This is a genomic window from Acetobacter farinalis, assembly GCF_011516935.1.
GTDB classification, from domain to species: Bacteria; Pseudomonadota; Alphaproteobacteria; order Acetobacterales; family Acetobacteraceae; genus Acetobacter; species Acetobacter farinalis.
This window is the reverse complement of the sequence record NZ_WOTF01000006.1, coordinates 32259-53714: the sequence shown is the minus strand read 5'-3', so window position 1 is coordinate 53714 and position 21456 is coordinate 32259. Positions and strand designations below refer to the sequence as shown.

Sequence of the window (21456 nt, the reverse complement as noted above, 5' to 3'; positions counted from 1 at the left end):
AGCCGGACATACGGCGAGACGAACACAGCACCGGGCCGCCACAGCGCACCTGCCCGCCGCAGGCTTCTGAAAGTCTGGTTGACGAAGCAGGCTGGTGGTTTTATTCTCTGTCACCAGAACTGGCTGACTTCACCTGTCCAGTACTTCCCTCCCCGTCAGGATTGTCCTGCCATCCGGCCTCACACCGTAACCATGGCTGTTACGCGCTGTATCTTCGGGCCTCGCGCAAGACTGATCCGGACCTCCCCTTTTCTGAACTACTGCCAGTCAGGGCATTCCTAAATGCATCTTGCGGAACTCAAGGCCAAATCTCCGGCCGATCTTCTGGCCTGTGCCGAAGACCTGAATATTGAAAATGCATCATCCCTGCGCAAACAGGACATGATGTTCGCCATTCTGAAGGCACTGGCCGATAATGATCAGGCGATCTACGGTGATGGCACACTCGAGATCCTGCATGACGGGTTCGGTTACCTCCGCTCCCCCGAATCAAACTACCTCCCCGGCCCGGACGATATCTACATCTCCCCCGCCCAGGTGCGCCGCTTCGGTCTGCGCACGGGGGATACGGTGGAAGGGCAGATCCGCGCCCCGCGTGACGGAGAGCGCTATTTCTCCCTGCTGAAAATCAACAGCATCAATTTCGAGCCGCCCGAAGCCGTCCGGCACCGCATCAACTTCGATAATCTGACACCGCTCTACCCCGAGCGCCGCCTGAAGATGGAAGTGGAAAACGATGCCCCGCCGGTAAGCGAAACCAAGGGCAAGAAAGGCAAGAGCACGCAGGATTTCACGCCCCGCGTGATTGATCTGGTCTCCCCCATCGGGATGGGCCAGCGCGCGCTGATTGTTGCTCCGCCGCGCACCGGTAAAACGGTCATGCTGCAGAGCATTGCCTCCTCCATTTCCGCCAATCACCCCGAATGCTTCCTGATCGTGCTGCTGATTGACGAGCGCCCGGAAGAAGTGACGGACATGGCCCGCTCCGTGCGCGGGGAAGTGATTTCCTCCACCTTTGATGAACCGGCCCACCGCCACGTTCAGGTGACGGAAATGGTGCTGGAAAAAGCCAAGCGTCTGGTGGAGCACAAGCGCGATGTTGTGATCCTGCTGGACTCCATCACCCGTCTGGCCCGCGCCTACAACACCGTTGTGCCGTCATCCGGCAAGGTGCTGACCGGCGGTGTGGATGCCAACGCCCTGCAGCGCCCCAAGCGCTTCTTCGGCGCGGCGCGTAACATTGAGGAAGGCGGCTCTCTGACCATTATCGCCACGGCGCTGATTGATACCGGCAGCCGCATGGACGAAGTGATTTTTGAAGAGTTCAAGGGCACGGGTAACTCCGAGCTGATCCTTGACCGTAAACTGGCTGACAAGCGCACCTTCCCCGCCATTGACATCACCAAGAGCGGCACGCGTAAGGAAGAAATGCTGGTGGACCGCGCCACACTTTCCAAAATGTGGGTCCTGCGCCGTATTCTGGCGCCCATGGGCTCCATGGATGCGATGGACTTCCTGCTGGACAAGCTCAAATACAGCAAATCCAACGCGGATTTCTTCGAGGCCATGAACAACTGACCCCGGCTCCGGGGTTCATCCTCCCGCGGCTTTCTCTGTAAAGCCGCCTGACCCCACTCTGGCGGCTGTGCTCAGCCTGCTGGTGTGGGGTCTTTTTTCAGGATGGTCAGCACAACGCTGCCATCTGCTTCCGCCTGTTCCGCCAGCACAATATGCCCCAGCGCCAGCACGGAGCGCCGGACGTTCCTGTGCGGTTCTTCCCCCATCAGCCGCACGGCCAGAAGGCTGCCCGCAGCCATGCCATCCAGCGCAAGACGGGTGCGCACAAAGGTCATCGGGCATTTTTCATGGGTGATATCCAGCATGACAGCCTCCGGGTGTGACGGCTCGGCTGAGGGGGGCACTGGCAGGTCTGTTGGGGTTTTCATAAAACCATACTCCATGAAGCAACGCTGAAAGGCACTATAAGGCAGGGGAAACCAGAGCTAAAGAAACCTGCATACCCGTGTAAAATTGGACAACCCCCACCCTTTTCGGCTACCTGAGATTTTATGAACGCAGGTGGTAACAAGCAGGATTTGCGCCCTTGAAGTCACAGTCGACAGAATCTCGGATCGCGCAGCTCTGCGTCGAACATGGCCTGAAAATGACTGGTCAGCGCCGTGTCATTGCACGCGTTCTGTCAGATGCTGATGATCACCCCGATGTGGAAGAATTATACCGCCGTGCGTCCGTGCTTGATTCCCGCATTTCCGTAGCCACTGTTTATCGTACAGTGCGCCTGCTGGAAGAAAAGGGTATTCTCGAACGGCGTGACTTTGGCGGAGGCCGTGCGCGCTATGAAGCCACGGAACATGGCCGCCACCATTACCATCTGATTGATGTTGATAATGGCAAGGTTATTGAATTTGAAGATCAGGAACATGAAGAGCTGATGCGCCGTGTTGCCGAGCGGCTGGGCTTCGATTTTGTTTCCATGCGGCTTGAACTGTTCGGCAGAAAGCGCACCGTGCAGCAGGAGGCCAAAGCGCCTCAGCCCTCAAAACGTAAAGGAGCGGCTTCATGAGCGCAGACCAACTGTCCGCCGGTTCTCTCTCCACTCTGGATCTGGAACGCAAGGGCTTTCCCGAACTGCGGGGTGGAAACCTGAGTGTGCGCATTGCCGCCACGGATGATGAGCGGGATGCCGCACAGGCCCTGCGCTACCGTGTGTTTTATGAAGAAATGGGCGCGCATCCGGATGCGGAGACCCTCCGCCTCAAACGCGACTTTGATGAGTTTGATGCCGTGGCCGACCACCTGCTGGTGATTGACCACGCCATTGCGTCCGATGCCCGCGGCGTGGTGGGCACCTACCGGCTCATGCAGGGGGATGCCGCCGCCAAAATTGGCCGTTTCTACTCCGCCAGCGAATACGATATTTCCCCGCTGACAGAATTTCCCGGGCGGCTGCTGGAAGTTGGCCGCTCCTGCGTGGACAAGGACTATCGCGGGCGGGCCGCCATGCAGCTTTTGTGGCGGGGCATTGCCTCCTACATTTTCCTGCATCGCATTGATGTACTGTTCGGCTGCGCCAGCCTGCCGGGAACCAACCCCGACGCCATCGCAAACGAGCTGACATACCTCTATCACAATCATCTGGCCCCACCCGCCCTGCGGGTGAAGGCCCTGCCGGAACGGCGGGTGGACATGCTGCGGGTGGACCCGCATTCCCTCGATTTCCGCAGGAGTCTGGCCAGCCTGCCCCCGTTGATCAAAGGCTATCTGCGCCTTGGCGGCTATGTGGGAGATGGCGCGGTAATTGATACGCAGTTCAACACCACAGACGTTGCCGTTCTGGTGAAAAGCGAACTGCTGGCAGACAAATATTACCGCCACTATGAACGCCGCCTGCGCGATGCGCTGGATTAAGCAACACGCTCAGGCTGACACCACCTTTTCTGCCTGCCCTCCGTGCTGACCTCCCGCGCACTCCGGCGCTTTTTCCCTGCAGGGCAGGCTGAACACATGACCCCGACCCCCAATAAGTTGAGCCGTGGCCAGAAATGGCGGCAGGCAGGCCTCATGCTGGCCATGGGCGCACTCTCCGCTCTGGCCCTGCCGCCCGTGCATCTCCTGCCTGTGCTGCTGGTGACATTTCCTGTGCTGGGCCGGGTGCTGAACCGCGCCGGAAGCTGGAAAGCCGCCGCATGGGCGGGCGCGCTGTTTGGTTTCGGGCTATATGCCGCCAGTCTGTACTGGATGGTTAATGCCGTCATGATCCGTGCGGCAGAGTTCTGGTGGTTTGTGCCGTTCCCGTCACTGGGGTGCGCGCTCATTCTTGCCCCCATGGTTGCGGCTCCGGCCGCCCTGTGCCGCCTTGTGCCTGCCGGGCCGCGCCGGCTTCTGGCCTTTGCTGCTGGCTGGACGCTGTTTGATATGGGGCGCGTCTTCCTGTTCAGCGGGTTTACATGGAACCCGTTAGGGAGCGGTCTCGCCATTCCCGGCGCGGTGGGAGATGTGTTGATTCAGCCTGCGGCATGGATTGGCGTGGATGGTCTGACCTTTTTTGTGGTGTTTGGTGCCCTGTTCTGCGGAGAGGCCCTGCAGGATGCATTCCGGGCCCGCGCAGGGCACCCCTGCCACCTTTTCCCGCAGCGGGCAGACCGCCTGCGCGTGGCCGCCTGTGCGGCTGTGGTGGTGAGCCTTGCCCTGACCGCCAGCCTGATCCGGCTGAAGACCGTGCATCCCGCCGGGGAAAACGGGCCTGTTGCCGTGATCGTGCAAGGGAACGTGCCGGAAACCGAGAAAATCGGCCATCTCAACCCCCGTGATATTTTCCAGCGTTACCTGCGCCTGACAGCAGATGGCGTGCTTCAGGCCCGCCGTCTCGTTCCGCAGCCCGCCTTTGCGGATGCTCTCTCCCGCCCGATTGTCTTCCTGTGGCCGGAAACCTCTTTCCCCGGCTCTGACCTGCTGCAGGACAGCCCGCGGGCCCGCCAGATCATCATGGAATGGGGGGCCGGTGCCGATGCCGGTTTGATCGGCGCGCTGCGTATGGATGATAACGGGCGCTACCGGAACTCTGTTCTGGCTCTGGCCCCCAATGGAGACATTGCCGGGATTTATGACAAGGCCCGGCTTGTTCCGTTTGGTGAGTACCAGCCGCCCTTTATCCCGCTGCAAATTGTGCCCCAGGGTGGCATGGCCGCAGGCCCCGGCCCCCGCACATGGCATCTGCCAGGGGTGCCCCCCGTTGGCCCCTTGGTCTGCTATGAGGTGATTTTCTCCGGCCTGACGGTTGACCGGCATGACCGCCCCCGCTGGCTGGCCAATGTCACCAATGATGGCTGGTTTGGAAACAGTGCGGGCCCGCGCCAGCATCTCTCCTCCGTCAGGCTGCGTGCGGTAGAAGAAGGGTTACCCATTGCCCGCGCGGCCAATACCGGCATTTCCATAGCCTATGACGGGTTTGGACATGAGCTGGAACGTCTGGGCTGGGGCAGAACCGGCACGCTGGTTGTCCCCCTGCCACCCGCTTTACCTACTCCTTTATTCGCCCGATACGGGCGCACCCTGCCCGCCCTGCTGTGCCTGATTGCATTTCTGGCTGCTTTTGCCCGCACAAGCCGGAGGAAGCCTGATTGAAACAAAAGTGTGTTTTTTTCTAACAATTCGGATTTTCTGAATTGCCTTTTCCATTCCTGAAAGGTCCTCCACAAAGACCTTTTTCCTTTCTTGAAAATATATATGAGGTGTTAAATTTTTTCTGATATTCTCTTTTTCTTTCAAGGCATTATTTCAAATTCTCAAAAAACTCACGCGCCGTTGTGAATGACGTCACCAGCAGCACTGGAATGTTTAAGAAATGGTTTATAGTCTGGTTCAGTCGGGTTTATACAACGAACCCTTTCCAGATGAGTGACCGCGTGACAAAGACTGTCTCCCCCCCCTCTGACCAGAAAACACCCTCACCACGGGCGGGTTCTGTTGACATGCATGTTGGACGCCGGATCCGGCTCCGGCGCACGCTTCTGGGTATCTCTCAGGAAAAGCTGGGGGAGGCTCTGGGCATCACATTCCAGCAGGTACAGAAATACGAACGCGGTACCAACCGGGTGGGTGCCTCCCGCCTGTACGATCTGGCAAGTGCGCTGGATGTGCCGATCAGCTTCTTTTTTGATGATATGCCCACTCTTGACCGTCCGGCGGAACATCACGACCAGCCCCACCTGCACGACCATTTTTCACAAAACCGCAAGCCGTTTGAAAGCCCGTTTCAAACCGGCACGGCATCGGTTTTTTCAGAAAGCGAAGCCTCCCTGTTTTCCCGCAAGGAAACCATTGAACTGATCCGGGCCTATTACCGCATTCCAGACCCGACCGTTCGCAAACGCGTGCTGGATCTTGTGCGGTCCATGGCTCCGCCGCTGGACTCCATCAGTTCGCCAGACCAGATCTCCTGAAAAACCAAAGGGCGACCGAAGCCGCCCCTTTTTTCGAGACTACGCTTTCAAGGCAGCGCTCTCAGAAGTCCTGATCGTCACTCCAGCCGCCGCCGGCATCTCCGCCAGCATCGCCCCAGCCATTGCTTCCGGCATCAAAACCCGGATCAGCAGACGTTCCGGCTCCGCCAAACGGGTCAGCCCCGGCACCGTCACCATAATTATTGTTGATAATTGTCTCAGTCGGCTGCCCCGCACCCCATCCGGCATCTGCTCCGCCACCATGGTGACCACTGAACAGGTCTGTCAGGGCATTTGCGGCCAGCATCCCGCCCGCCACACCCGTGGCGGTTGAAAGAGCCGTGCCCAGAAAGCCGGTGCCACTACGGAACATGCCCGGCTGCGCGCCATAAGGCAGGGGCTGCGGCTGGTACTGGGGCTGGTATTGAGGCTGATACTGCGGTGCGGCAGCCGGACGGCCACCCCAGCCCGGCGGGGGAGCCTGCTGCGGCTGAGCCTGCGCATCACGCTGCCCACCCCCGAAAAGCCCGCCAAGAAAACCGCCGCCCGCAGGTTTCTGCTGCGTCTGAGCCTGCTGTAAGGCCTGCTGCGCCTGCTGAAGCTGAAACTGGAGCTGCTGGATACGGTTCTGTGCTTCCACCAGCGCCATTTCCTGCACAACGGCCATCTGCGTAATGCGATAGCGTGCTTCAGGATACTGCTGGAATTCCTGTGCCAGAAATCTGTCGGCTTCAGGGTCAACCGGCGGAAGATCAGGCCGCGTACTGGGCACGCTGCCAAAACCAGGCTGGGACGCACCACCCACTCTGGCTACAAATTTCGCAATGAGGTCACGTTCCTCGTTGGTCATCTTCTACCTTCCCTGCCTGCGGCATTCGTTTATCGGCTTCAGTCCGCCAGCTTCCAGACAGCCGGCATCACATAGCCCCACTCTGACCGTCATGTGGCGTGCAGGCAAGAGCGTTGCAAGGGGAGAGCCGCAGGGAGTTTTTCGCCTTCTCTTCCTGAATGCGCTGCACCCCTGTATGGTGTGCTCCCGCCGTGCGCGCCATGCGCACACCCTGACTGTCACACTGCGGAGTTTCATCCTGACCATGGACCCGGCGTCTCCCCGCCCTACCGAGCGGCCCCTTTCCTTTCAGGACCTGATCCTGACCCTCCACCAGTTCTGGTCAAGGCAGGGGTGCGCCATTCTCCAGCCTTATGATCAGGAAATCGGTGCAGGCACGCTTTCCCCCCATACCACCCTGCGGGCGCTGGGAAATACGCCGTGGAAAGCTGCCTATGTGCAGCCATGCCGCCGCCCGTCCGATGGCCGCTATGGGGAAAACCCCAACCGCCTGCAGCATTATTATCAATATCAGGTTCTGCTGAAGCCCACGCCGGAAGAGAGCCAGAAACTGCTTCTGGACAGCTACCGCGCCATCGGGATTGATCCGGACCGCCACGATATCCGCTTTGTGGAAGATGACTGGGAAAACCCGACCATCGGCGCATGGGGTCTGGGTTGGGAAGTCTGGTGTGACGGGATGGAAGTCACGCAGTTTACGTATTTCCAGCAGGTGGGCGGTATTCCGGTCACTCTCCCCTCCACAGAGCTGACCTACGGTCTCGAACGTCTGGCCATGTATGTGCAGGGCGTAGAGAACGTTTATGACCTGGATTATAACGGGGCAGGCCTGACCTACGGGGATGTCTTCCTGCGTGCGGAAAAGGACTATTCCCGCCATAATTTTGAACTGGCTGATACAGAGCTGCTGTTCCGCCACTTTGCCGATGCGGAAAAGGAAAGTGTGGCGCTGGCCGAAGCCGGTGTCGCGCAGCCAGCCTATGACCAGTGCCTGAAGGCGAGCCACCTGTTCAACCTGCTGGATGCACGCGGCGTGATCAGTGTGAGTGAGCGGGCCTCCTACATTGGCCGTGTGCGCACGCTGGCAAAACTGTGCTGTGAGACCTGGCTGGCTGGCGAGGACAAATAAGATCATGCCCGAACTGCTGATAGAACTCTTTTCAGAAGAAATTCCCGCCCGCATGCAGCAACAGGCCGGGGAAACCCTGCTGCGCCTGCTGTCCGAAACGCTGGCTCCCCTGAACCCGCAGGCCGCTGTGGCCTATACCGGGCCGCGCCGCATTGCCGCCTCCTGCACGCTGGACGCCACGGTGCCGGGCCGCACTGTTTCTGAACGCGGCCCGCGTGAGGGCGCGCCGGAAAAGGCGCTGGAAGGCTTCACACGCAAGCATAGCGTGACGCAGGATGCCCTGACCCTGCAAAACGGCTTCTGGGTGCTGGAGCGCGAAGAACCCGCCATCAGCGCCAGACTGCATATTGCCGCTGTCCTGCCGGACCTGCTGCGCCGCTTCCCCTGGCCGAAATCCATGCGCTGGGGCCAGGGCAGCGCCTTTACATGGGTGCGCCCCCTGCGCCGCATCCTGTGCATTCTGGATGGGGAGACCGTGCCGTTCTCTCTGGCTCAGGACGAGGATAACGGCCACCACCTGCACTCCGGCAACCTGACGGAAGGCCACCGCTTCCTCTCCCCCGGCCCTGTGGCTGTCAGCAATGCCGCGGAATGGCAGGAAACACTGCGCGGCCGGCATGTGCTGGTAAATGCTGCGGAACGCCGGGAAAACATCCTGCAGGGCCTCACGGCGCTTGCCTCGGCTGAAGGCCTGTCCCTTGTGCCCGATTCCGGGCTGGTGGAGGAAGTGGCCGGGCTGGTGGAATGGCCCGTGCTGTTCCTTGGCCGAATTGATGACCGGTATATGGACCTGCCGCCCGAGGTGATGCAGGTTTCCATGCGCGTCAACCAGCGCTATTTCGCGCTCCGCAACACGGATGGGTCAGCGGCCCCGCGCTTCGCATTTGCCGCCAATATCGCCCCGGCGGATGACGGCACCCTGATTGTCACCGGTAACGAGCGCGTGCTGCGCGCCCGCTTTGCCGATGCCCGCCACTTCTGGGATCTGGACCGCAAGCAGAGCCTTGCCTCCCGGCTGGGCGCGCTGGACGCCATTACCTTCCATGCCAAGCTCGGCAGCCAAGGCGCACGCACCCGCCGCATGGTCCGTCTGGCCGGTCTGATTGCCCCGATGGTAGGCGCATCAGCCGCCGATGCGGAACGTGCGGCAGAACTGGCCAAAACGGACCTGACCACGGGCATGGTTGGAGAGTTCCCTGAGCTTCAGGGTGTCATGGGGGGGTATTATGCCCACCATGATGGCGAGAGCCCGGCTGTCTGTCAGGCAATCAGTGAGCAATATATGCCGCGCGGCCCGGGGGACACGGTGCCCACAGCCCCGGTTTCCATCGCACTTGGTCTGGCGGACCGGTTTGACATGCTGGCGGCCTTCTTTGCCGCCGGTGAAAAACCATCCGGCTCGGGGGACCCGTTTGGTCTGCGCCGCGCCGCGCTGGGCATTATCCGCCTGATCCGTGAAAACGGTTTGCGGCTGGATCTGGTCAGGCTGTTCCTGCTGGCGAGTGAAGCCCTGCTGGAGCCCCTGCGCAATGCGCCGGATCTGGACCTGCTGCCACAGTTCATGGCGGAACGCCTGCGCGTGCAGCTGCGCTCGGAAGGCGCGCGGTATGACTGCCTTGCCGCCATTTCCACCGGGAACACAGATACGGACATCACCCGCCTTCTGGCCCGCGCGCAGGCGCTGGAAACCATGCTGGCCACGGAAGATGGTAAAAACCTGCTTGCCGCCACCCGTCGTGCCGCCAACATCCTGCGGATTGAAGACCGCAAGGATGGCCCGCATGACGGCACGCCAGACCCGGCCCTGTTCGCCCAGCCGGAAGAACAGGCTCTGGCCACGGCGCTGGATCAGGTTGAACCCGCTGTGGAGCACGCCTTCGCGGAAGAACGCTTCACCGATGCCATGCGCGCGGCCGCCAGCCTGCGTGGCCCTCTGGACAAGTTCTTTGAAGCCGTCACGGTAAATGCGGAAGACGCAGCCCTGAGGCTTAACCGCCTGCGCCTGCTCTCCCGCCTGGGCCGCATGATGCGTCTGATTGCGGATTTCAGCCAGATTGAAGGCTAACCCCTTCTCCGGGGCTGAATTCTGAAGGGGGACGTGGTGCCACACCACGTCCCCTTTTTTTCAGCTTAACCGGGTGCCGTTGGGCACCGGCCTTTCCAGAGAAGCCAGCACAACACCCTGTTCCGTTTCAAACCCCGCAAGCAGAAACTGGGAACGAAACGGACCAATCTGCTTTTCAGGGAAATTGATAATCCCGATAATCTGCCGCCCGATCAGAGTCTCCGGCGTGTAAAGGCGTGTGACCTGCGCACTGGTTTTGCGCTCACCATACGGCCCGAAATCCACCCAGATTTTAAAGGCCGGTTTGCGGGCTTCGGGAAAAGGTTCGGCACGCAGAATAGTGCCAGAAACCATCACAATTTTTTCAAAATCCGACCAGAGAATATGGTCCATCGGCTTTTCCATGAATGCAGGCCCTTCCCCCATACTACCTGCCCTACCTTACTCACTTCGGGCCCCTCTGGGCCACTGATCATAAAAAAAGCGTGCTGCCTTTTCAGGACAACACGCTTTTCCGTTTTTCTCATCTTTCCACATCAGGGCGTGTGGACGGCTGGCCCTTCAGCCGCGTGAGCGACCAAAGAAAAAACTGGCCACCAGCAGCACAACAAAAATAAACAGTAGAACTTTCGCAATACTGGCAAACCCGGAAGCCGCTCCCCCAAACCCAAAGAGGGAGGCAAGCATGGCCAGAATCAGAAAAGCCAGAAACCACCGCAGAATAGGCATCTCGCTTCTCCTCAGGAGTGCCGTAATCTCACGGAAGATCGATACGGCCTTGCATGTCCCTCAGCACAACGCAGGGAGAAAAGAAAAGTTCTCTCGCTTTGGACTCAAGCGGTTACCCAACGCAGCCTGTTAATGCCCTTCTGAGCCCGGAATAATATCATATCCAGCACTCCCCGGCGCAGGGCCAGGCGGGGGAGCATTCCCCACCGCCACTCCGACCATCTGATTGGCGGCTGGTCCTATTTCCCGTGCGTCGATCGCAACACCCAGATCACCACTGCTGCCCGTGCCCACGGCATAGAGCATCTGGCCCGGTTTCAGCCAGGCCGCCAGACGCGCGGCCTCACTGGGGGCAAGATAGATCACGGAATGGTCTTTCAGCACCGCGCCACTCAGCTTGCCGTCCAGATCATAGAGCGGCATCCAGACTTCGCCATGCAGCACCAGATCGGGTCCTGCAATCATCTCGGTGGACTGGCGCGGCATGGCAATGAAGGTGTCCTGCATACTGCGCCCACGCGGGCTGGTAATGCCAAACGCCCGGATAATAGGGAGTGTGCGGCCTTTAATCCCGCGAATCTCGACAGTCTCTCCAGGTTTGATCGACCCGGCCAGCGTGTGCCCCTGATCGGGCGAGACAAACACCTGTGTGCCATCCGCCAGCACAAGGCCGATCACGCTGCCATGGGAGGAGGGCAGAAACTGCGCCACCTGCCCCGTAAAGCGCGGCAGGCCGGACAGATCATAAACGCCGTCCGCTTCCTTTTCTGTCGCAGTCTGGTGTGAAGCAAACGCTGCTGCATCCTGCCGTCCGGCAGGCCCCTGAGAGGCGGGGGCAGCTAGAGCGACGGACGATGCCAGAAAAAAAGCTGGAAGCGAGAGCAGAGAGCGCATGGATCAACCAAAAGGAGCGATCCAGCCCGAAATCACGCGGACTTCAGGCCGGAACAAGGATGAAAACGCTCTATTCTTCGTCAGGAATCCGCATCCGGCAAGAGCCGGAAAAGCGTGTCAGTGACGGAAATGACGCATACCGGTAAAGACCATGGCAATCCCGGCGGCATCGGCCGCAGCAATCACCTCATCATCCCGGATGGACCCACCCGGCTGGATAACGGCGGTTGCGCCAGCGACCACAATGGTTTCCAGCCCATCCGCAAACGGGAAGAATGCATCAGACGCCGCCACGGAACCGTGCGTGAGCGGTGCATCCTGCCCGGCTGCCTTAGCTGCTTCTCCGCTTTTGCTGGCGGCAATCCGCGCAGAGTCGACACGGCTCATCTGGCCTGCGCCAATCCCTACCGTGGCGTTATTTTTCGCATAGACAATGGCGTTGGACTTCACGTGCTTGGCCACACGGAAGGCAAACATCAGGTCTTCCATTTCCTGTGCGGTGGGGGCGCGTTTTGTCACAACACGCAGGGACTCGGGGCGAATCTGCCCGTTGTCACGGGTCTGCGCCAGAAAACCACCGGCCACAGAGCGCACAACCACACCCGCCGCCGCCGCATCCGGCAAGCCACCGGTAAGCAGCAGGCGCAGATTTTTCTTGCTGGCCAGAATGGCTTTCGCCTCTTCCTCCGCATCCGGAGCGACAATCACCTCAGTGAAAAGCGTGGCAATTTTGCTCGCTGTTGCCGCATCCAACGTGCGGTTCAACGCGACAATGCCGCCAAAGGCCGAAACCGGGTCACACCGCAGCGCGCTGTCCCAGCAGGCGGAAAGCGTGTCACCCACCGCCACACCACATGGGTTGGCATGTTTGACAATCACCACCGCAGGGCGGTCAAACTCTGCCACGGCTTCAAACGCGGCATCCGTATCATTGATGTTGTTGTAGGAGAGGGCCTTGCCCTGCACCTGCACAGCCGTGGCCACACCGGGGCGTGTGCTGCCATCTTTGTAGAACGCGGCCTGCTGGTGCGGGTTTTCACCATAGCGCAATACTTCCGCACGCTGGCCAGCCAGCACAAAGCGCTCCGGCAGGGTGTCCTGCGCCTGTGCGGCAAACCATGCCGCAATGGCGGCATCATACGCGGCGGTGCGGGCATAGGCCGCACCGGCATAGCCACGGCGCATCTCCAGCGTGCTGCCGCCCTGCCCCAGAGCCTCGATCAGCCCCGCATACTGGGCGGTATCGGTCAGCACCACCACATGGTCATGGTTTTTAGCCGCCGCGCGGATCAGGGCCGGGCCGCCAATATCAATGTTTTCAATGCAATCTTCAGCGCCAGCGCCGGAAGCAACCGTTTTTTCAAACGGATACAGGTTGACCGCAACCAGATCGATCGGGGCGATGCCGTGCTCTTCCATCTGGGCCACATGCGCAGGCAGGTCACGCCGCCCGAGGATACCGCCATGAATCTTGGGCACGAGCGTTTTCACGCGGCCATCGAGAATCTCGGGGAATCCGGTGTGGTCAGACACCTCGGTCACGGGCAGGCCCGCTTCACGCAGCGCGCGGGCGGAACCCCCTGTGGAAAGAATTTCCGCACCGTGCGCGACCAGCGCGCGCCCGAGGTCAAGAAGCCCCGTTTTATCGGAAACAGAAATCAATGCGCGGCGCACGGGTTGCGTCGTCTGGTTCATTGGCGGACCTTTCGCACGGCTAAGCCTGAAGTAAGGCGGCTCATTAGCCAACAAGCGGCGCGGGAGCAACCGCCCCGCACCTCAAAACCTTTTACCGACGCGTAAAGGTCCAATACAGCGGCTGGCGCCCTGCCGCGATCGCCTTGGCTTCATAACGGGTCGGAAACCAGCCGTCCGGTCGTTCAGAAACCGGCGGCGGTGCATCGAAAAACGCCTGTGCGCCCATGACCTCTTCAACCCATGCCTGATAGGTCGGGTCATCACTCGCCACGCGCCAGACAGCACCGGGCTTGAGCAGGCGGGCAACAAGAGCCACGTTTTCCGGGTGCATGAAGCGCCGCTTGGCGTGACGGGCCTTGGGCCACGGGTCTGGAAACATCAGGAACAGCCGGTCCAGCGAGGCATCGGGCATGGCCCGCAGCAGCACGCGGGCATCATCATCCCACAGGCGCAGCATCTCGGGAACAGCGGAATGCGACTCCTGCCCAACCGGCACGAAGCGGGTCAGCAGAGAGCACAGGCCGTTATCAAAAACTTCAGAGGCAATATAGCCGACATCGGGGTGGGCATTATGCTGCGCCACCACGTGTTCTCCGCCGCCGAATCCGACTTCAAACCAGATCTGTTCGGGCGGGCGGGTAAAGGCTGTGCCCGGTTCACCCGCGCGATCCAGCGGAAAGCGCAGGCGGGGCAGAGCCTCATCCAGAAGGCGTTGCTGACGGGGGCGCAGCGAGTGGCCACGCGGGCGTCCGTAAAGTCGTTCAGGCGACGGCTTGACGTCCGGCCCGCGCACTTCCTCCGTCATCGTGTCTTCAAACCTTAGCGGTTGAAGGCGCCACGCAGGGCATCCACCAGATCGGTGCGCTCCCACGTAAAGTTATCACGCGCATCATCCGGCGTACGGCCGAAATGGCCATAAGCAGAGGTTTCCGCGTAAATCGGGCGGTTCAGACGCAGATGGTTGCGGATACCACGCGGGGAGAGATCCATCACCTCACGCAGAACGGCACCCAGACGGGCTTCATCCACATCCTTGCCTGTGCCATCCAGATCCACATAGACAGACAGCGGATGAGACACGCCAATGGCGTAAGATACCTGAAGCGTGCAACGGTCTGCAAGACCGGCAGCCACAACGTTCTTGGCCAGATAGCGGCAGGCATAGGCCGCGGAACGGTCAACCTTTGTCGGGTCCTTACCGGAGAAGGCACCGCCGCCATGCGGGGCTGCGCCACCGTAGGTGTCCACAATAATCTTGCGCCCGGTCAGACCGCAATCCCCGTCCGGACCACCAATCACGAAGATCCCGGTGGGGTTGACGTAGAGTTCGTCTTCCGGCGGCATCCAGCCCTCCGGCAGAACGCCACGCACGATCTCGCCCAGCTCTTCACGCAGCTTTTTCTGGCTTACGCCTTCATCATGCTGGGTGGAGATCACAACGGATGTGGCCCCTACAGGGCGACCGTTGACGTAGCGCAGCGTGACCTGGCTTTTCGCGTCCGGCTGAAGGCCGGCGGCGCGCGGGTCACCCGCACGGCGCAGGTCACGAATTTCGTGCAGGATGCGGTGTGCGTAATAGATGGTTGCCGGCATCAGGGTGTCGGTCTCGGTGGAGGCATGACCGAACATGATGCCCTGGTCGCCCGCGCCTTCGTCCTTGTCGCCTGCGCTGTCCACACCCACTGCAATGTCAGCAGACTGGGCGTGCAGGTAGTTGGCGGCATCAGCCGTGCGCCAGGAGAAACCCTCCTGATCGTACCCAATGTCCTTCACCGCAGCCCGTGCAGCCTCGATAAGGCCTTCGGACGTCACGGAGGAGGGGCCACGCACCTCACCGGCCAGAATGATCCGGTTTGTGGTTACCAGCGTTTCACAGGCCACGCGGGCTTCCGGGTCCGCTGCAAGATAAGCATCCAGAACAGTATCGCTGATCCGGTCTGCAACCTTGTCTGGATGACCTTCGGAAACAGATTCCGAGGTAAACAGGAAATCGCCGTCTTTACGCATGATGGTGCCGTCTGCCCCACGCACTATGAATAAGGAATTGTGACCGCCGCCTTAAGAAAAGGCGACGGGACCGTGTGGCGGAATAGTGGCGAATGGTCAAGTGTATTACGGCCATGCAGGGATCAGGACCGTCTCCCCCACCCCCTGAATACCGCATATTTCCCGCATCAAATGTGGCTTATTCCGGCACATGGGCCGCAGAATACTGCCATACACAAGCGGATATGAAAAAAAATCACTACCACTAAAAGTATATCGAGTCAGCGCATTAAAAAACTGCAACACACCTCAGCAGGGTGGCAGGCCGAGTACCTCTTCCATCCCGTAATATCCGGCTGGACGCCCTTTCAGCCAGAGCGCCGCCCGCACCGCACCAGCCGCGAACACGCGCCGGTCAAACGCCCGATGTGTCAGGGTGATCTGCTCATCCGCCGAGGTGAACAGAACCTCATGCTCGCCGACAATCTGCCCGCCTCTGAGGGCGGCAAACCCGATGGCGCCCGGCGCGCGCGGGCCGGTATGGCCATCCCGCCCGCTCTCCCGCACAGCAGCCAGTGCAACACCCCGCCCCTTTGCCACAGCCTCCCCAATCGCCAGGGCCGTGCCTGATGGCGCATCGACCTTCTGCCGATGGTGCATTTCAACAATCTCGGCGTCATAGGAGTTGGCGGGCAGCGCCTGCCCCATCATCTGCGCCAGACGCCGCACCAGCGTAACGCCTGCGGAAAAATTGGCCGCATGAACAATCCCGATCCGCTCAGCCGCCTGCATGACGGCCGCCTGCTGTGCTTCGGAAAGGCCGGTTGTGCCCAGCACCCACGCCGCGCCCTGCTCCGCCAGAACCTGCGCATGCGGCAGGACCGTTTCCGCATGGGTAAAATCGATCACCACATCACTGACAGCCGCCAGACTGGCCATGTCCGTATACAGAGGCAGGCCTTCCGGCAGACCGGCTGCTTTCGCCTGATCCCGTGCCGTGCCTCCTGCAAGCACAGCCCCGGCGGCCTGCACTTCCTCCACCAGCAGGCGGCCCACACGCCCGGTAACGCCTGCAATGCCGATACGCAGCGCCTGATCTGTCATGCGGAAAGTTCCTTCTTTTTACACGCACCATACCAGAAAGCCGGACACACAGAGTGCCCGGCTTACGGAAAAACCCATCAGGAAAAATGCCGAGGCAGCATTATCCCTTGTTTTCAAAAAAGTCCCGAACACGGGCGAAGAACCCCGTATGTTCCGGGCTTCCCTTCACGTTTTCACCCGCTTCCTTTTCAAACTCTTCCAGCAGTTCTTTCTGGCGCTTGCTCAGGTGCTGCGGCGTTTCCACCGTTACCTGAATATACATATCCCCCCGCGCACTGGAACGCAGAACAGAAAAGCCCTTGCCACGCAGGCGGAAATGCGCGCCAGTCTGTGTGCCCGCAGGGATTTTGACCTTGGCGCGGTTCCCATCAATAACCGGCACTTCAATTTCCGTGCCCAGAGCCGCCTGCCCCATCCGCAGCGGGACGCGACAATAGACGTTCGCACCATCACGCTGGAAAATGCTGTGTTCTGAAACAGACACATGCACATACAGATCCCCGGCAGGCACACCCTGACCGCCGGCTTCACCCTCACCAGAAATGCGGATCCGGGTGCCATCTTCCACACCGGCGGGAATCTGCACGGCCAGGGTCCGTTCCTTTTCGACCGTCCCTTCCCCATGGCAGACCTTGCACGGGTTTTTCACAACGCGCCCGGCGCCGTGGCAGGTCGGGCAAGGCCGTTCCACCACAAAGAACCCCTGCTGCGCCCGCACCTTTCCCGCACCATGGCAGCTCGGGCAGGTTTCCGCGCCGGCCTCGCCATCATTGGAGCCCGTGCCATGGCAGGAGTCACACGCCACGCGCGTGATGATCCGCACATCCTTTTTCACGCCGGCAAAGGCTTCTTCCAGCGTGATTTCAACATGGGTCTGAATATCGTTACCCGTACGGGCACGGCCACCACGGCGGCCACCCATCATATCTCCGAACATCTGCTCGAAAATATCGCCCAGACCACCGCCACCACCACCGCCAAAACCGTGGAAGTCAAACCCACCGGGGCCACCGCCACCGTTTTCAAAGGCGGAATGCCCAAAACGATCATAAGCCGCGCGCTTCTGGTCATCTTTCAGAACATCATAGGCCTGATTGATTTCCTTGAATTTCGCTTCAGCCGCTGCATCTCCGGGGTTGCGGTCCGGATGATATTGCATGGCCAGCTTACGATACGCTTTCTTGAGTTCATCGGATGAAACAGTCCGGGAAACTTCAAGAATTTCGTAATAATCAACCTTGATGGCCATAGAAGTCCTCTTGCAGGAAACTGCTTTTTACAAAAGCGCAACAGATGTCCGGGATAGCAAAAAGCGCCCGCCTTCCAAGAAGCGCGGACGCCGGAAAATAAAGGCCGGTGCTGCCCTGCGCACAGCGCAGCACCGGATAACAGCGTCCGATCAGGACTTTTTGTCGTTCACGTCTTCAAAGTCCGCATCGACAATTTTCTCGTCATGCGGCTGGGCACCCGCAGTACCGGCTTCTCCTGCCGGAGCGGCTTCACCCGCCTGACCAGCCTTATAGACTGCTTCACCAATCTTCATGGCGGCCTGTGTCAGGCGGTCACTTGCCGTCTTGATGGCTTCCGCATCGCTGCCTTCAAGAGCGGTCTTGACTGCCGCAATCGCGCTTTCAGCTTCCGTTTTGTCAGCAGCCGGAACCTTGTCACCGGCTTCAGACAGAGACTTTTCGACCTGATGCACAAGGCTTTCCGCGTTGTTACGCACTTCAACCTGTTCACGCTTGGCTTTATCGGCTTCAGCGTTCGCTTCAGCGTCTTTCACCATCTTTTCGATATCGCTGTCGGACAGACCACCAGAAGCCTGGATCTTGATCTGCTGTTCCTTGCCGGTTGCCTTGTCCTTGGCGGAGACGGAGACAATACCGTTGGCATCGATATCGAATGTCACTTCAATCTGCGGCACGCCACGCGGAGCCGGGGCAATGCCCGTCAGGTCGAAGTTACCCAGCAGCTTGTTGTCCGCTGCCATTTCACGTTCGCCCTGATAGACCTTGATGGTCACGGCGTTCTGGTTGTCTTCCGCCGTGGAGAAGGTCTGGCTCTTCTTCGTCGGGATGGTCGTGTTCCGGTCGATCAGACGTGTGAACACGCCGCCCAGCGTTTCAATGCCGAGAGAAAGCGGAGTCACGTCCAGCAGCAGAACGTCCTTCACGTCCCCTTTCAGCACCGCACCCTGAATAGCGGCACCAATGGCCACCACTTCATCCGGGTTCACGTTACGGGCAGGGTCTTTCCCGAAGAACTGCTTAACGGCTTCAATCACCTTGGGCATGCGGGTCATACCACCGACGAGGATGACTTCATCCACTTCGGAAGCAGAAATGCCAGCATCCTTCAGCGCTGCCTTGCAGGGCTCGAGCGTGCGCTGGATCAGGTCATCAACAAGGCTTTCCAGCTTGGCGCGGGTCAGCTTCAGCAGCAGATGCTTCGGACCGGATGCGTCCGCGGTGATGAACGGCAGGTTGACTTCCGTTTCCTTGGCGGAAGACAGCTCGATCTTCGCTTTTTCAGCCGCTTCTTTCAGGCGCTGCAGAGCCAGCTTGTCAGACCGCAGGTCAATGCCCTGTTCACGTTTGAACTCGTCTGCCAGATAATCGATGATACGGTTGTCAAAGTCTTCACCACCCAGGAACGTATCCCCGTTGGTGGATTTCACTTCGATCACGCCATCAGAAATTTCCAGCACGGACACGTCGAACGTGCCGCCGCCAAGGTCATAAACCGCAACCGTGCCGCCGCTCTTCTTTTCCATGCCGTAGGCAAGGGCCGCTGCGGTCGGTTCGTTGATGATACGCAGCACTTCCAGACCGGCGATGCGCCCTGCATCCTTGGTGGCCTGACGCTGTGCATCATTGAAGTATGCCGGAACCGTGATAACGGCCTGCGTCACTTTCTCACCGAGATAAGCCTCGGCGGTTTCCTTCATCTTGCCAAGCACGAACGCGGAAATCTGGGAGGGGGCATACCCCTTGCCGCGCGCCTCGACCCACGCATCGCCGTTATCACCTTTGATAATGGCGTAGGGGACCATTTCCTTGTCTTTCTGGACGGTCGGGTCATCATACCGGCGGCCGATCAGACGCTTGACTGCATAGAGCGTGTTGGTGGGGTTGGTGACAGCCTGACGTTTCGCGGCCTGTCCTACCAGCATTTCACCGACTTCGGTGAACGCGACCATGGACGGCGTCGTGCGTGCGCCTTCGCTGTTTTCAATAACGCGGTTTTCATTGCCTTCGCGCACTGCAACACAGGAGTTGGTCGTGCCAAGGTCAATACCAATAACTTTGCTCATGTCTGCTCCTTTTAAGCGACCCCGTCTGGCCCGAAGCACCGGACGGCGTCCTATTTCCTTCCGGCCTGTTCCCACACTGGAACCGGCCCTGGGATGTTATACCTGATGTATGATGCCCCAAAACCTGTTTCAAGAGCCGGACACCTGGCGAAAAACAATTTTTCCGCCGCCGCCTGCTCCGTCAGACGGCGGGGCCTACCAGACCTTATCCGCCAGCTTTGGCCACAACAACCATAGCCGGCTTCAGCAGGCGGCCATGCAGGGTCCATGTCGGTGTCCAGGCCTGAATGACCGTGCCTGGCGCATGCTCCCCGCTGGGCTGCTCGGCCATCGCCTGATGCTGGTTGGCATCAAACGCCTTGCCGGACGGATCATCACACTGAATGCCATTGCGTTCCAGAATGGAGATGAAAGACCGTTCAGTGCTTTCAATGCCTTCGCGTATCTTGGTGAGGACCGTATCTTCACCCTCCCGTGCAGCCGGAAGGCTGGACAGGGCGCGGCGCAGATTTTCAGCAGCTTCCACCACATCCCGCGCGAATTTCTGCACCGCATACTGGCGGGCATCATCCACTTCCCGTTTGGCGCGGGTACGCAGGTTCTGGTTTTCAGCTTCCGAACGCAGCCATTTTTCCTTCAGCTCGGCAGCTTCCTGCTCAAGCTCGGCAATGCGCTGCTCAGCGGGAGACAGCCCGGCAGCCTGGTCAGCCCCGGCTGCGGCGGCGTCCTGATGCTGGGCGGCGTGGTCGGACTCAGCCGGTGCGGCCTGCGTTCCAACCTTTGTAGGATCTGTATCTTGGGTCATGCCTTAAGAAGTAAGCAAGCAGACGGAACCCGACAAGACCTGCAACACGTCTCCGTGCGGATTTTGCCGCTGGTTTTACAATCCGCCCACAACGTGCTCAAAAAAATGGACGGATCAAAAATTCAGGGCCCATAGCATCCGGGCCCGGATGCGCGTATGCTGAGGGGCTTGCGCTGACCGAGAGGAAGGAAAACGCACACCATGGCAGACCGCACCAAGCAGACGATCGCTCTGGTTGATGATGACCGTAATATCCTGACATCGGTACAGATGACATTGGAAGCCGAAGGGTTCCACGTCCGGACCTATACGGATGGCGAATCGGCTCTTCAGGGCCTGACAGCCTATCCGGTTGACCTCGCGGTTCTGGATATCAAGATGCCCCGCATGGACGGCATGGAACTGTTGCAGCGCCTGCGAGCCCGCTCTCACCTTCCTGTGATCTTCCTTTCCTCCAAGGATGAGGAAGTTGATCAACTGATGGGCCTGCGCCTTGGCGCGGATGACTACATCACCAAACCCTTCTCCCAGCGCCTGCTGCTGGAGCGCATCCGCGCCCTGCTCCGCCGGAACGAAGCCAGCCGGGCGGAAGCCAGTGGCACCCCCACCGGGGGCGCTCTGGTGCGTGGGGCACTCTCTCTGGATGAGCTGCGCCACAAATGCACATGGAACGGGGAAGATGTGCCTCTGACGGTGACGGAATTCCTGCTGGTCAAAACCCTTGCCATGCGGCCGGGGCTGGTCAAGTCACGCGATCAACTGATTGACGCCGCCTATGGTGACACCGTGTATGTGGATGACCGCACCATCGACAGCCATATCAAGCGCGTCCGGAAAAAATTCCGGCAGGTTGATGACAATTTCAATCAGATCGAAACGCTGTACGGCATTGGCTACCGATACCGGGAAGACTGAGCCCGGTA

20 protein-coding genes are annotated in these 21456 nt (G+C 59.9%); 8 read left to right on the top strand and 12 right to left on the bottom strand.

Annotated elements, in window-relative coordinates:
* Nucleotides 1-282 precede the first annotated feature (282 nt).
* Complete coding sequence (gene rho / locus GOB82_RS07810) at nt 283-1578, top strand: transcription termination factor Rho (RefSeq protein ID WP_166121831.1); 1296 nt, start codon at nt 283-285, stop codon at nt 1576-1578.
* A gap of 71 nt (nt 1579-1649) precedes the next feature.
* Here rho and GOB82_RS07805 read toward each other — a convergent pair whose 3' ends face one another.
* Nucleotides 1650-1946 (bottom strand): sulfurtransferase TusA family protein, encoded by a 297-nt coding sequence (locus tag GOB82_RS07805; protein ID WP_166121829.1) that lies wholly within the window; start codon nt 1944-1946, stop codon nt 1650-1652.
* Between the two features lie 218 nt (nt 1947-2164).
* Here GOB82_RS07805 and GOB82_RS07800 point away from each other — a divergent pair, with 218 nt between their 5' ends.
* From GOB82_RS07800 to GOB82_RS07785, 4 genes are all read left to right on the top strand, one after another.
* Nucleotides 2165-2584, top strand: coding sequence for a Fur family transcriptional regulator (locus GOB82_RS07800; protein WP_166121827.1), 420 nt, complete (start codon nt 2165-2167; stop codon nt 2582-2584).
* Nucleotides 2581-3429, top strand: coding sequence for a GNAT family N-acetyltransferase (locus tag GOB82_RS07795; RefSeq protein WP_166121825.1), 849 nt, complete (start codon nt 2581-2583; stop codon nt 3427-3429). The genes GOB82_RS07800 and GOB82_RS07795 overlap by 4 nt, the downstream gene beginning before the upstream one ends.
* Before the next feature lie 96 nt (nt 3430-3525).
* Nucleotides 3526-5145 carry an apolipoprotein N-acyltransferase gene (gene lnt, locus GOB82_RS07790; RefSeq protein WP_166121823.1) on the top strand — a complete coding sequence of 540 codons (1620 nt, stop codon included), beginning with the start codon at nt 3526-3528 and terminating at the stop codon, nt 5143-5145.
* Nucleotides 5146-5492: 347 nt separating this feature from the next.
* On the top strand, nt 5493-5963 hold the full coding sequence (locus tag GOB82_RS07785; protein WP_166121910.1) for a helix-turn-helix domain-containing protein: 471 nt from the start codon (nt 5493-5495) through the stop codon (nt 5961-5963).
* 61 nt (nt 5964-6024) lie between these two features.
* Here the strand turns inward: GOB82_RS07785 and GOB82_RS07780 are convergent, their stop codons facing one another.
* On the bottom strand, nt 6025-6813 hold the full coding sequence (locus GOB82_RS07780) for a DUF2076 domain-containing protein (protein WP_166121821.1): 789 nt from the start codon (nt 6811-6813) through the stop codon (nt 6025-6027).
* A gap of 244 nt (nt 6814-7057) precedes the next feature.
* Here GOB82_RS07780 and GOB82_RS07775 point away from each other — a divergent pair, with 244 nt between their 5' ends.
* Both GOB82_RS07775 and glyS read left to right on the top strand, forming a co-directional pair.
* Nucleotides 7058-7942, top strand: a complete 885-nt coding sequence (locus tag GOB82_RS07775) for a glycine--tRNA ligase subunit alpha (RefSeq protein ID WP_166121908.1) — start codon at nt 7058-7060, stop codon at nt 7940-7942.
* A gap of 4 nt (nt 7943-7946) precedes the next feature.
* Entirely contained in the window at nt 7947-10007 is a 2061-nt protein-coding gene (glyS, locus tag GOB82_RS07770; protein ID WP_166121819.1) for a glycine--tRNA ligase subunit beta, read from the top strand.
* A gap of 60 nt (nt 10008-10067) precedes the next feature.
* Here glyS and GOB82_RS07765 read toward each other — a convergent pair whose 3' ends face one another.
* From GOB82_RS07765 to GOB82_RS07720, 10 genes are all read right to left on the bottom strand, one after another.
* Entirely contained in the window at nt 10068-10412 is a 345-nt protein-coding gene (locus tag GOB82_RS07765) for a tRNA-binding protein (RefSeq protein WP_242007264.1), read from the bottom strand.
* Nucleotides 10413-10568: 156 nt separating this feature from the next.
* The gene (locus GOB82_RS07760) at nt 10569-10736 is read right to left on the bottom strand and encodes a DUF1328 domain-containing protein (RefSeq protein WP_166121817.1); all 168 of its coding nucleotides are present in this window, start codon (nt 10734-10736) and stop codon (nt 10569-10571) included.
* A 129-nt stretch (nt 10737-10865) separates the two neighbouring features.
* Nucleotides 10866-11630: a hypothetical protein gene (locus GOB82_RS07755; protein ID WP_166121815.1), complete on the bottom strand. Its 765-nt coding sequence runs from the start codon at nt 11628-11630 to the stop codon at nt 10866-10868.
* 117 nt (nt 11631-11747) lie between these two features.
* Nucleotides 11748-13325 (bottom strand): bifunctional phosphoribosylaminoimidazolecarboxamide formyltransferase/IMP cyclohydrolase, encoded by a 1578-nt coding sequence (gene purH, locus GOB82_RS07750; RefSeq protein WP_166121813.1) that lies wholly within the window; start codon nt 13323-13325, stop codon nt 11748-11750.
* 91 nt (nt 13326-13416) lie between these two features.
* Nucleotides 13417-14130, bottom strand: coding sequence for a tRNA (guanine(46)-N(7))-methyltransferase TrmB (gene trmB, locus GOB82_RS07745; RefSeq protein ID WP_166121811.1), 714 nt, complete (start codon nt 14128-14130; stop codon nt 13417-13419).
* A 14-nt stretch (nt 14131-14144) separates the two neighbouring features.
* A complete protein-coding gene (gene metK, locus GOB82_RS07740) occupies nt 14145-15332 on the bottom strand; it encodes a methionine adenosyltransferase (protein ID WP_166121809.1) in 1188 nt (395 codons plus the stop codon).
* Between the two features lie 288 nt (nt 15333-15620).
* Nucleotides 15621-16415 (bottom strand): 4-hydroxy-tetrahydrodipicolinate reductase, encoded by a 795-nt coding sequence (dapB, locus tag GOB82_RS07735; RefSeq protein WP_166121807.1) that lies wholly within the window; start codon nt 16413-16415, stop codon nt 15621-15623.
* 100 nt (nt 16416-16515) lie between these two features.
* Nucleotides 16516-17664: a molecular chaperone DnaJ gene (gene dnaJ / locus GOB82_RS07730; protein WP_166121805.1), complete on the bottom strand. Its 1149-nt coding sequence runs from the start codon at nt 17662-17664 to the stop codon at nt 16516-16518.
* A 150-nt stretch (nt 17665-17814) separates the two neighbouring features.
* Nucleotides 17815-19728, bottom strand: a complete 1914-nt coding sequence (gene dnaK, locus GOB82_RS07725) for a molecular chaperone DnaK (RefSeq protein ID WP_166121803.1) — start codon at nt 19726-19728, stop codon at nt 17815-17817.
* A gap of 205 nt (nt 19729-19933) precedes the next feature.
* Nucleotides 19934-20533: a nucleotide exchange factor GrpE gene (locus tag GOB82_RS07720; RefSeq protein ID WP_166121801.1), complete on the bottom strand. Its 600-nt coding sequence runs from the start codon at nt 20531-20533 to the stop codon at nt 19934-19936.
* Between the two features lie 201 nt (nt 20534-20734).
* On the opposite strand from GOB82_RS07720, the gene GOB82_RS07715 reads away from it, so the two are divergent.
* Complete coding sequence (locus GOB82_RS07715; RefSeq protein WP_166121799.1) at nt 20735-21448, top strand: response regulator transcription factor; 714 nt, start codon at nt 20735-20737, stop codon at nt 21446-21448.
* Nucleotides 21449-21456 lie beyond the last annotated feature (8 nt).

Coding starts and splice junctions, on each gene's coding strand:
- GOB82_RS07780 (WP_166121821.1), bottom strand. CDS start 6,813: ATGACCAACGAGGAACGTGACCTCATTGCGAAATTTGTAGCCAGAGTG.
- dnaJ (WP_166121805.1), bottom strand. CDS start 17,664: ATGGCCATCAAGGTTGATTATTACGAAATTCTTGAAGTTTCCCGGACT.
- glyS (WP_166121819.1), top strand. CDS start 7,947: ATGCCCGAACTGCTGATAGAACTCTTTTCAGAAGAAATTCCCGCCCGC.
- metK (WP_166121809.1), bottom strand. CDS start 15,332: ATGCGTAAAGACGGCGATTTCCTGTTTACCTCGGAATCTGTTTCCGAA.
- GOB82_RS07720 (WP_166121801.1), bottom strand. CDS start 20,533: ATGACCCAAGATACAGATCCTACAAAGGTTGGAACGCAGGCCGCACCG.
- lnt (WP_166121823.1), top strand. CDS start 3,526: ATGACCCCGACCCCCAATAAGTTGAGCCGTGGCCAGAAATGGCGGCAG.
- dapB (WP_166121807.1), bottom strand. CDS start 16,415: ATGACAGATCAGGCGCTGCGTATCGGCATTGCAGGCGTTACCGGGCGT.
- trmB (WP_166121811.1), bottom strand. CDS start 14,130: ATGACGGAGGAAGTGCGCGGGCCGGACGTCAAGCCGTCGCCTGAACGA.
- GOB82_RS07785 (WP_166121910.1), top strand. CDS start 5,493: ATGCATGTTGGACGCCGGATCCGGCTCCGGCGCACGCTTCTGGGTATC.
- GOB82_RS07760 (WP_166121817.1), bottom strand. CDS start 10,736: ATGCCTATTCTGCGGTGGTTTCTGGCTTTTCTGATTCTGGCCATGCTT.
- GOB82_RS07715 (WP_166121799.1), top strand. CDS start 20,735: ATGGCAGACCGCACCAAGCAGACGATCGCTCTGGTTGATGATGACCGT.
- GOB82_RS07755 (WP_166121815.1), bottom strand. CDS start 11,630: ATGCGCTCTCTGCTCTCGCTTCCAGCTTTTTTTCTGGCATCGTCCGTC.
- GOB82_RS07805 (WP_166121829.1), bottom strand. CDS start 1,946: ATGAAAACCCCAACAGACCTGCCAGTGCCCCCCTCAGCCGAGCCGTCA.
- GOB82_RS07765 (WP_242007264.1), bottom strand. CDS start 10,412: ATGGAAAAGCCGATGGACCATATTCTCTGGTCGGATTTTGAAAAAATT.
- dnaK (WP_166121803.1), bottom strand. CDS start 19,728: ATGAGCAAAGTTATTGGTATTGACCTTGGCACGACCAACTCCTGTGTT.
- GOB82_RS07775 (WP_166121908.1), top strand. CDS start 7,058: ATGGACCCGGCGTCTCCCCGCCCTACCGAGCGGCCCCTTTCCTTTCAG.
- GOB82_RS07800 (WP_166121827.1), top strand. CDS start 2,165: ATGACTGGTCAGCGCCGTGTCATTGCACGCGTTCTGTCAGATGCTGAT.
- rho (WP_166121831.1), top strand. CDS start 283: ATGCATCTTGCGGAACTCAAGGCCAAATCTCCGGCCGATCTTCTGGCC.
- GOB82_RS07795 (WP_166121825.1), top strand. CDS start 2,581: ATGAGCGCAGACCAACTGTCCGCCGGTTCTCTCTCCACTCTGGATCTG.
- purH (WP_166121813.1), bottom strand. CDS start 13,325: ATGAACCAGACGACGCAACCCGTGCGCCGCGCATTGATTTCTGTTTCC.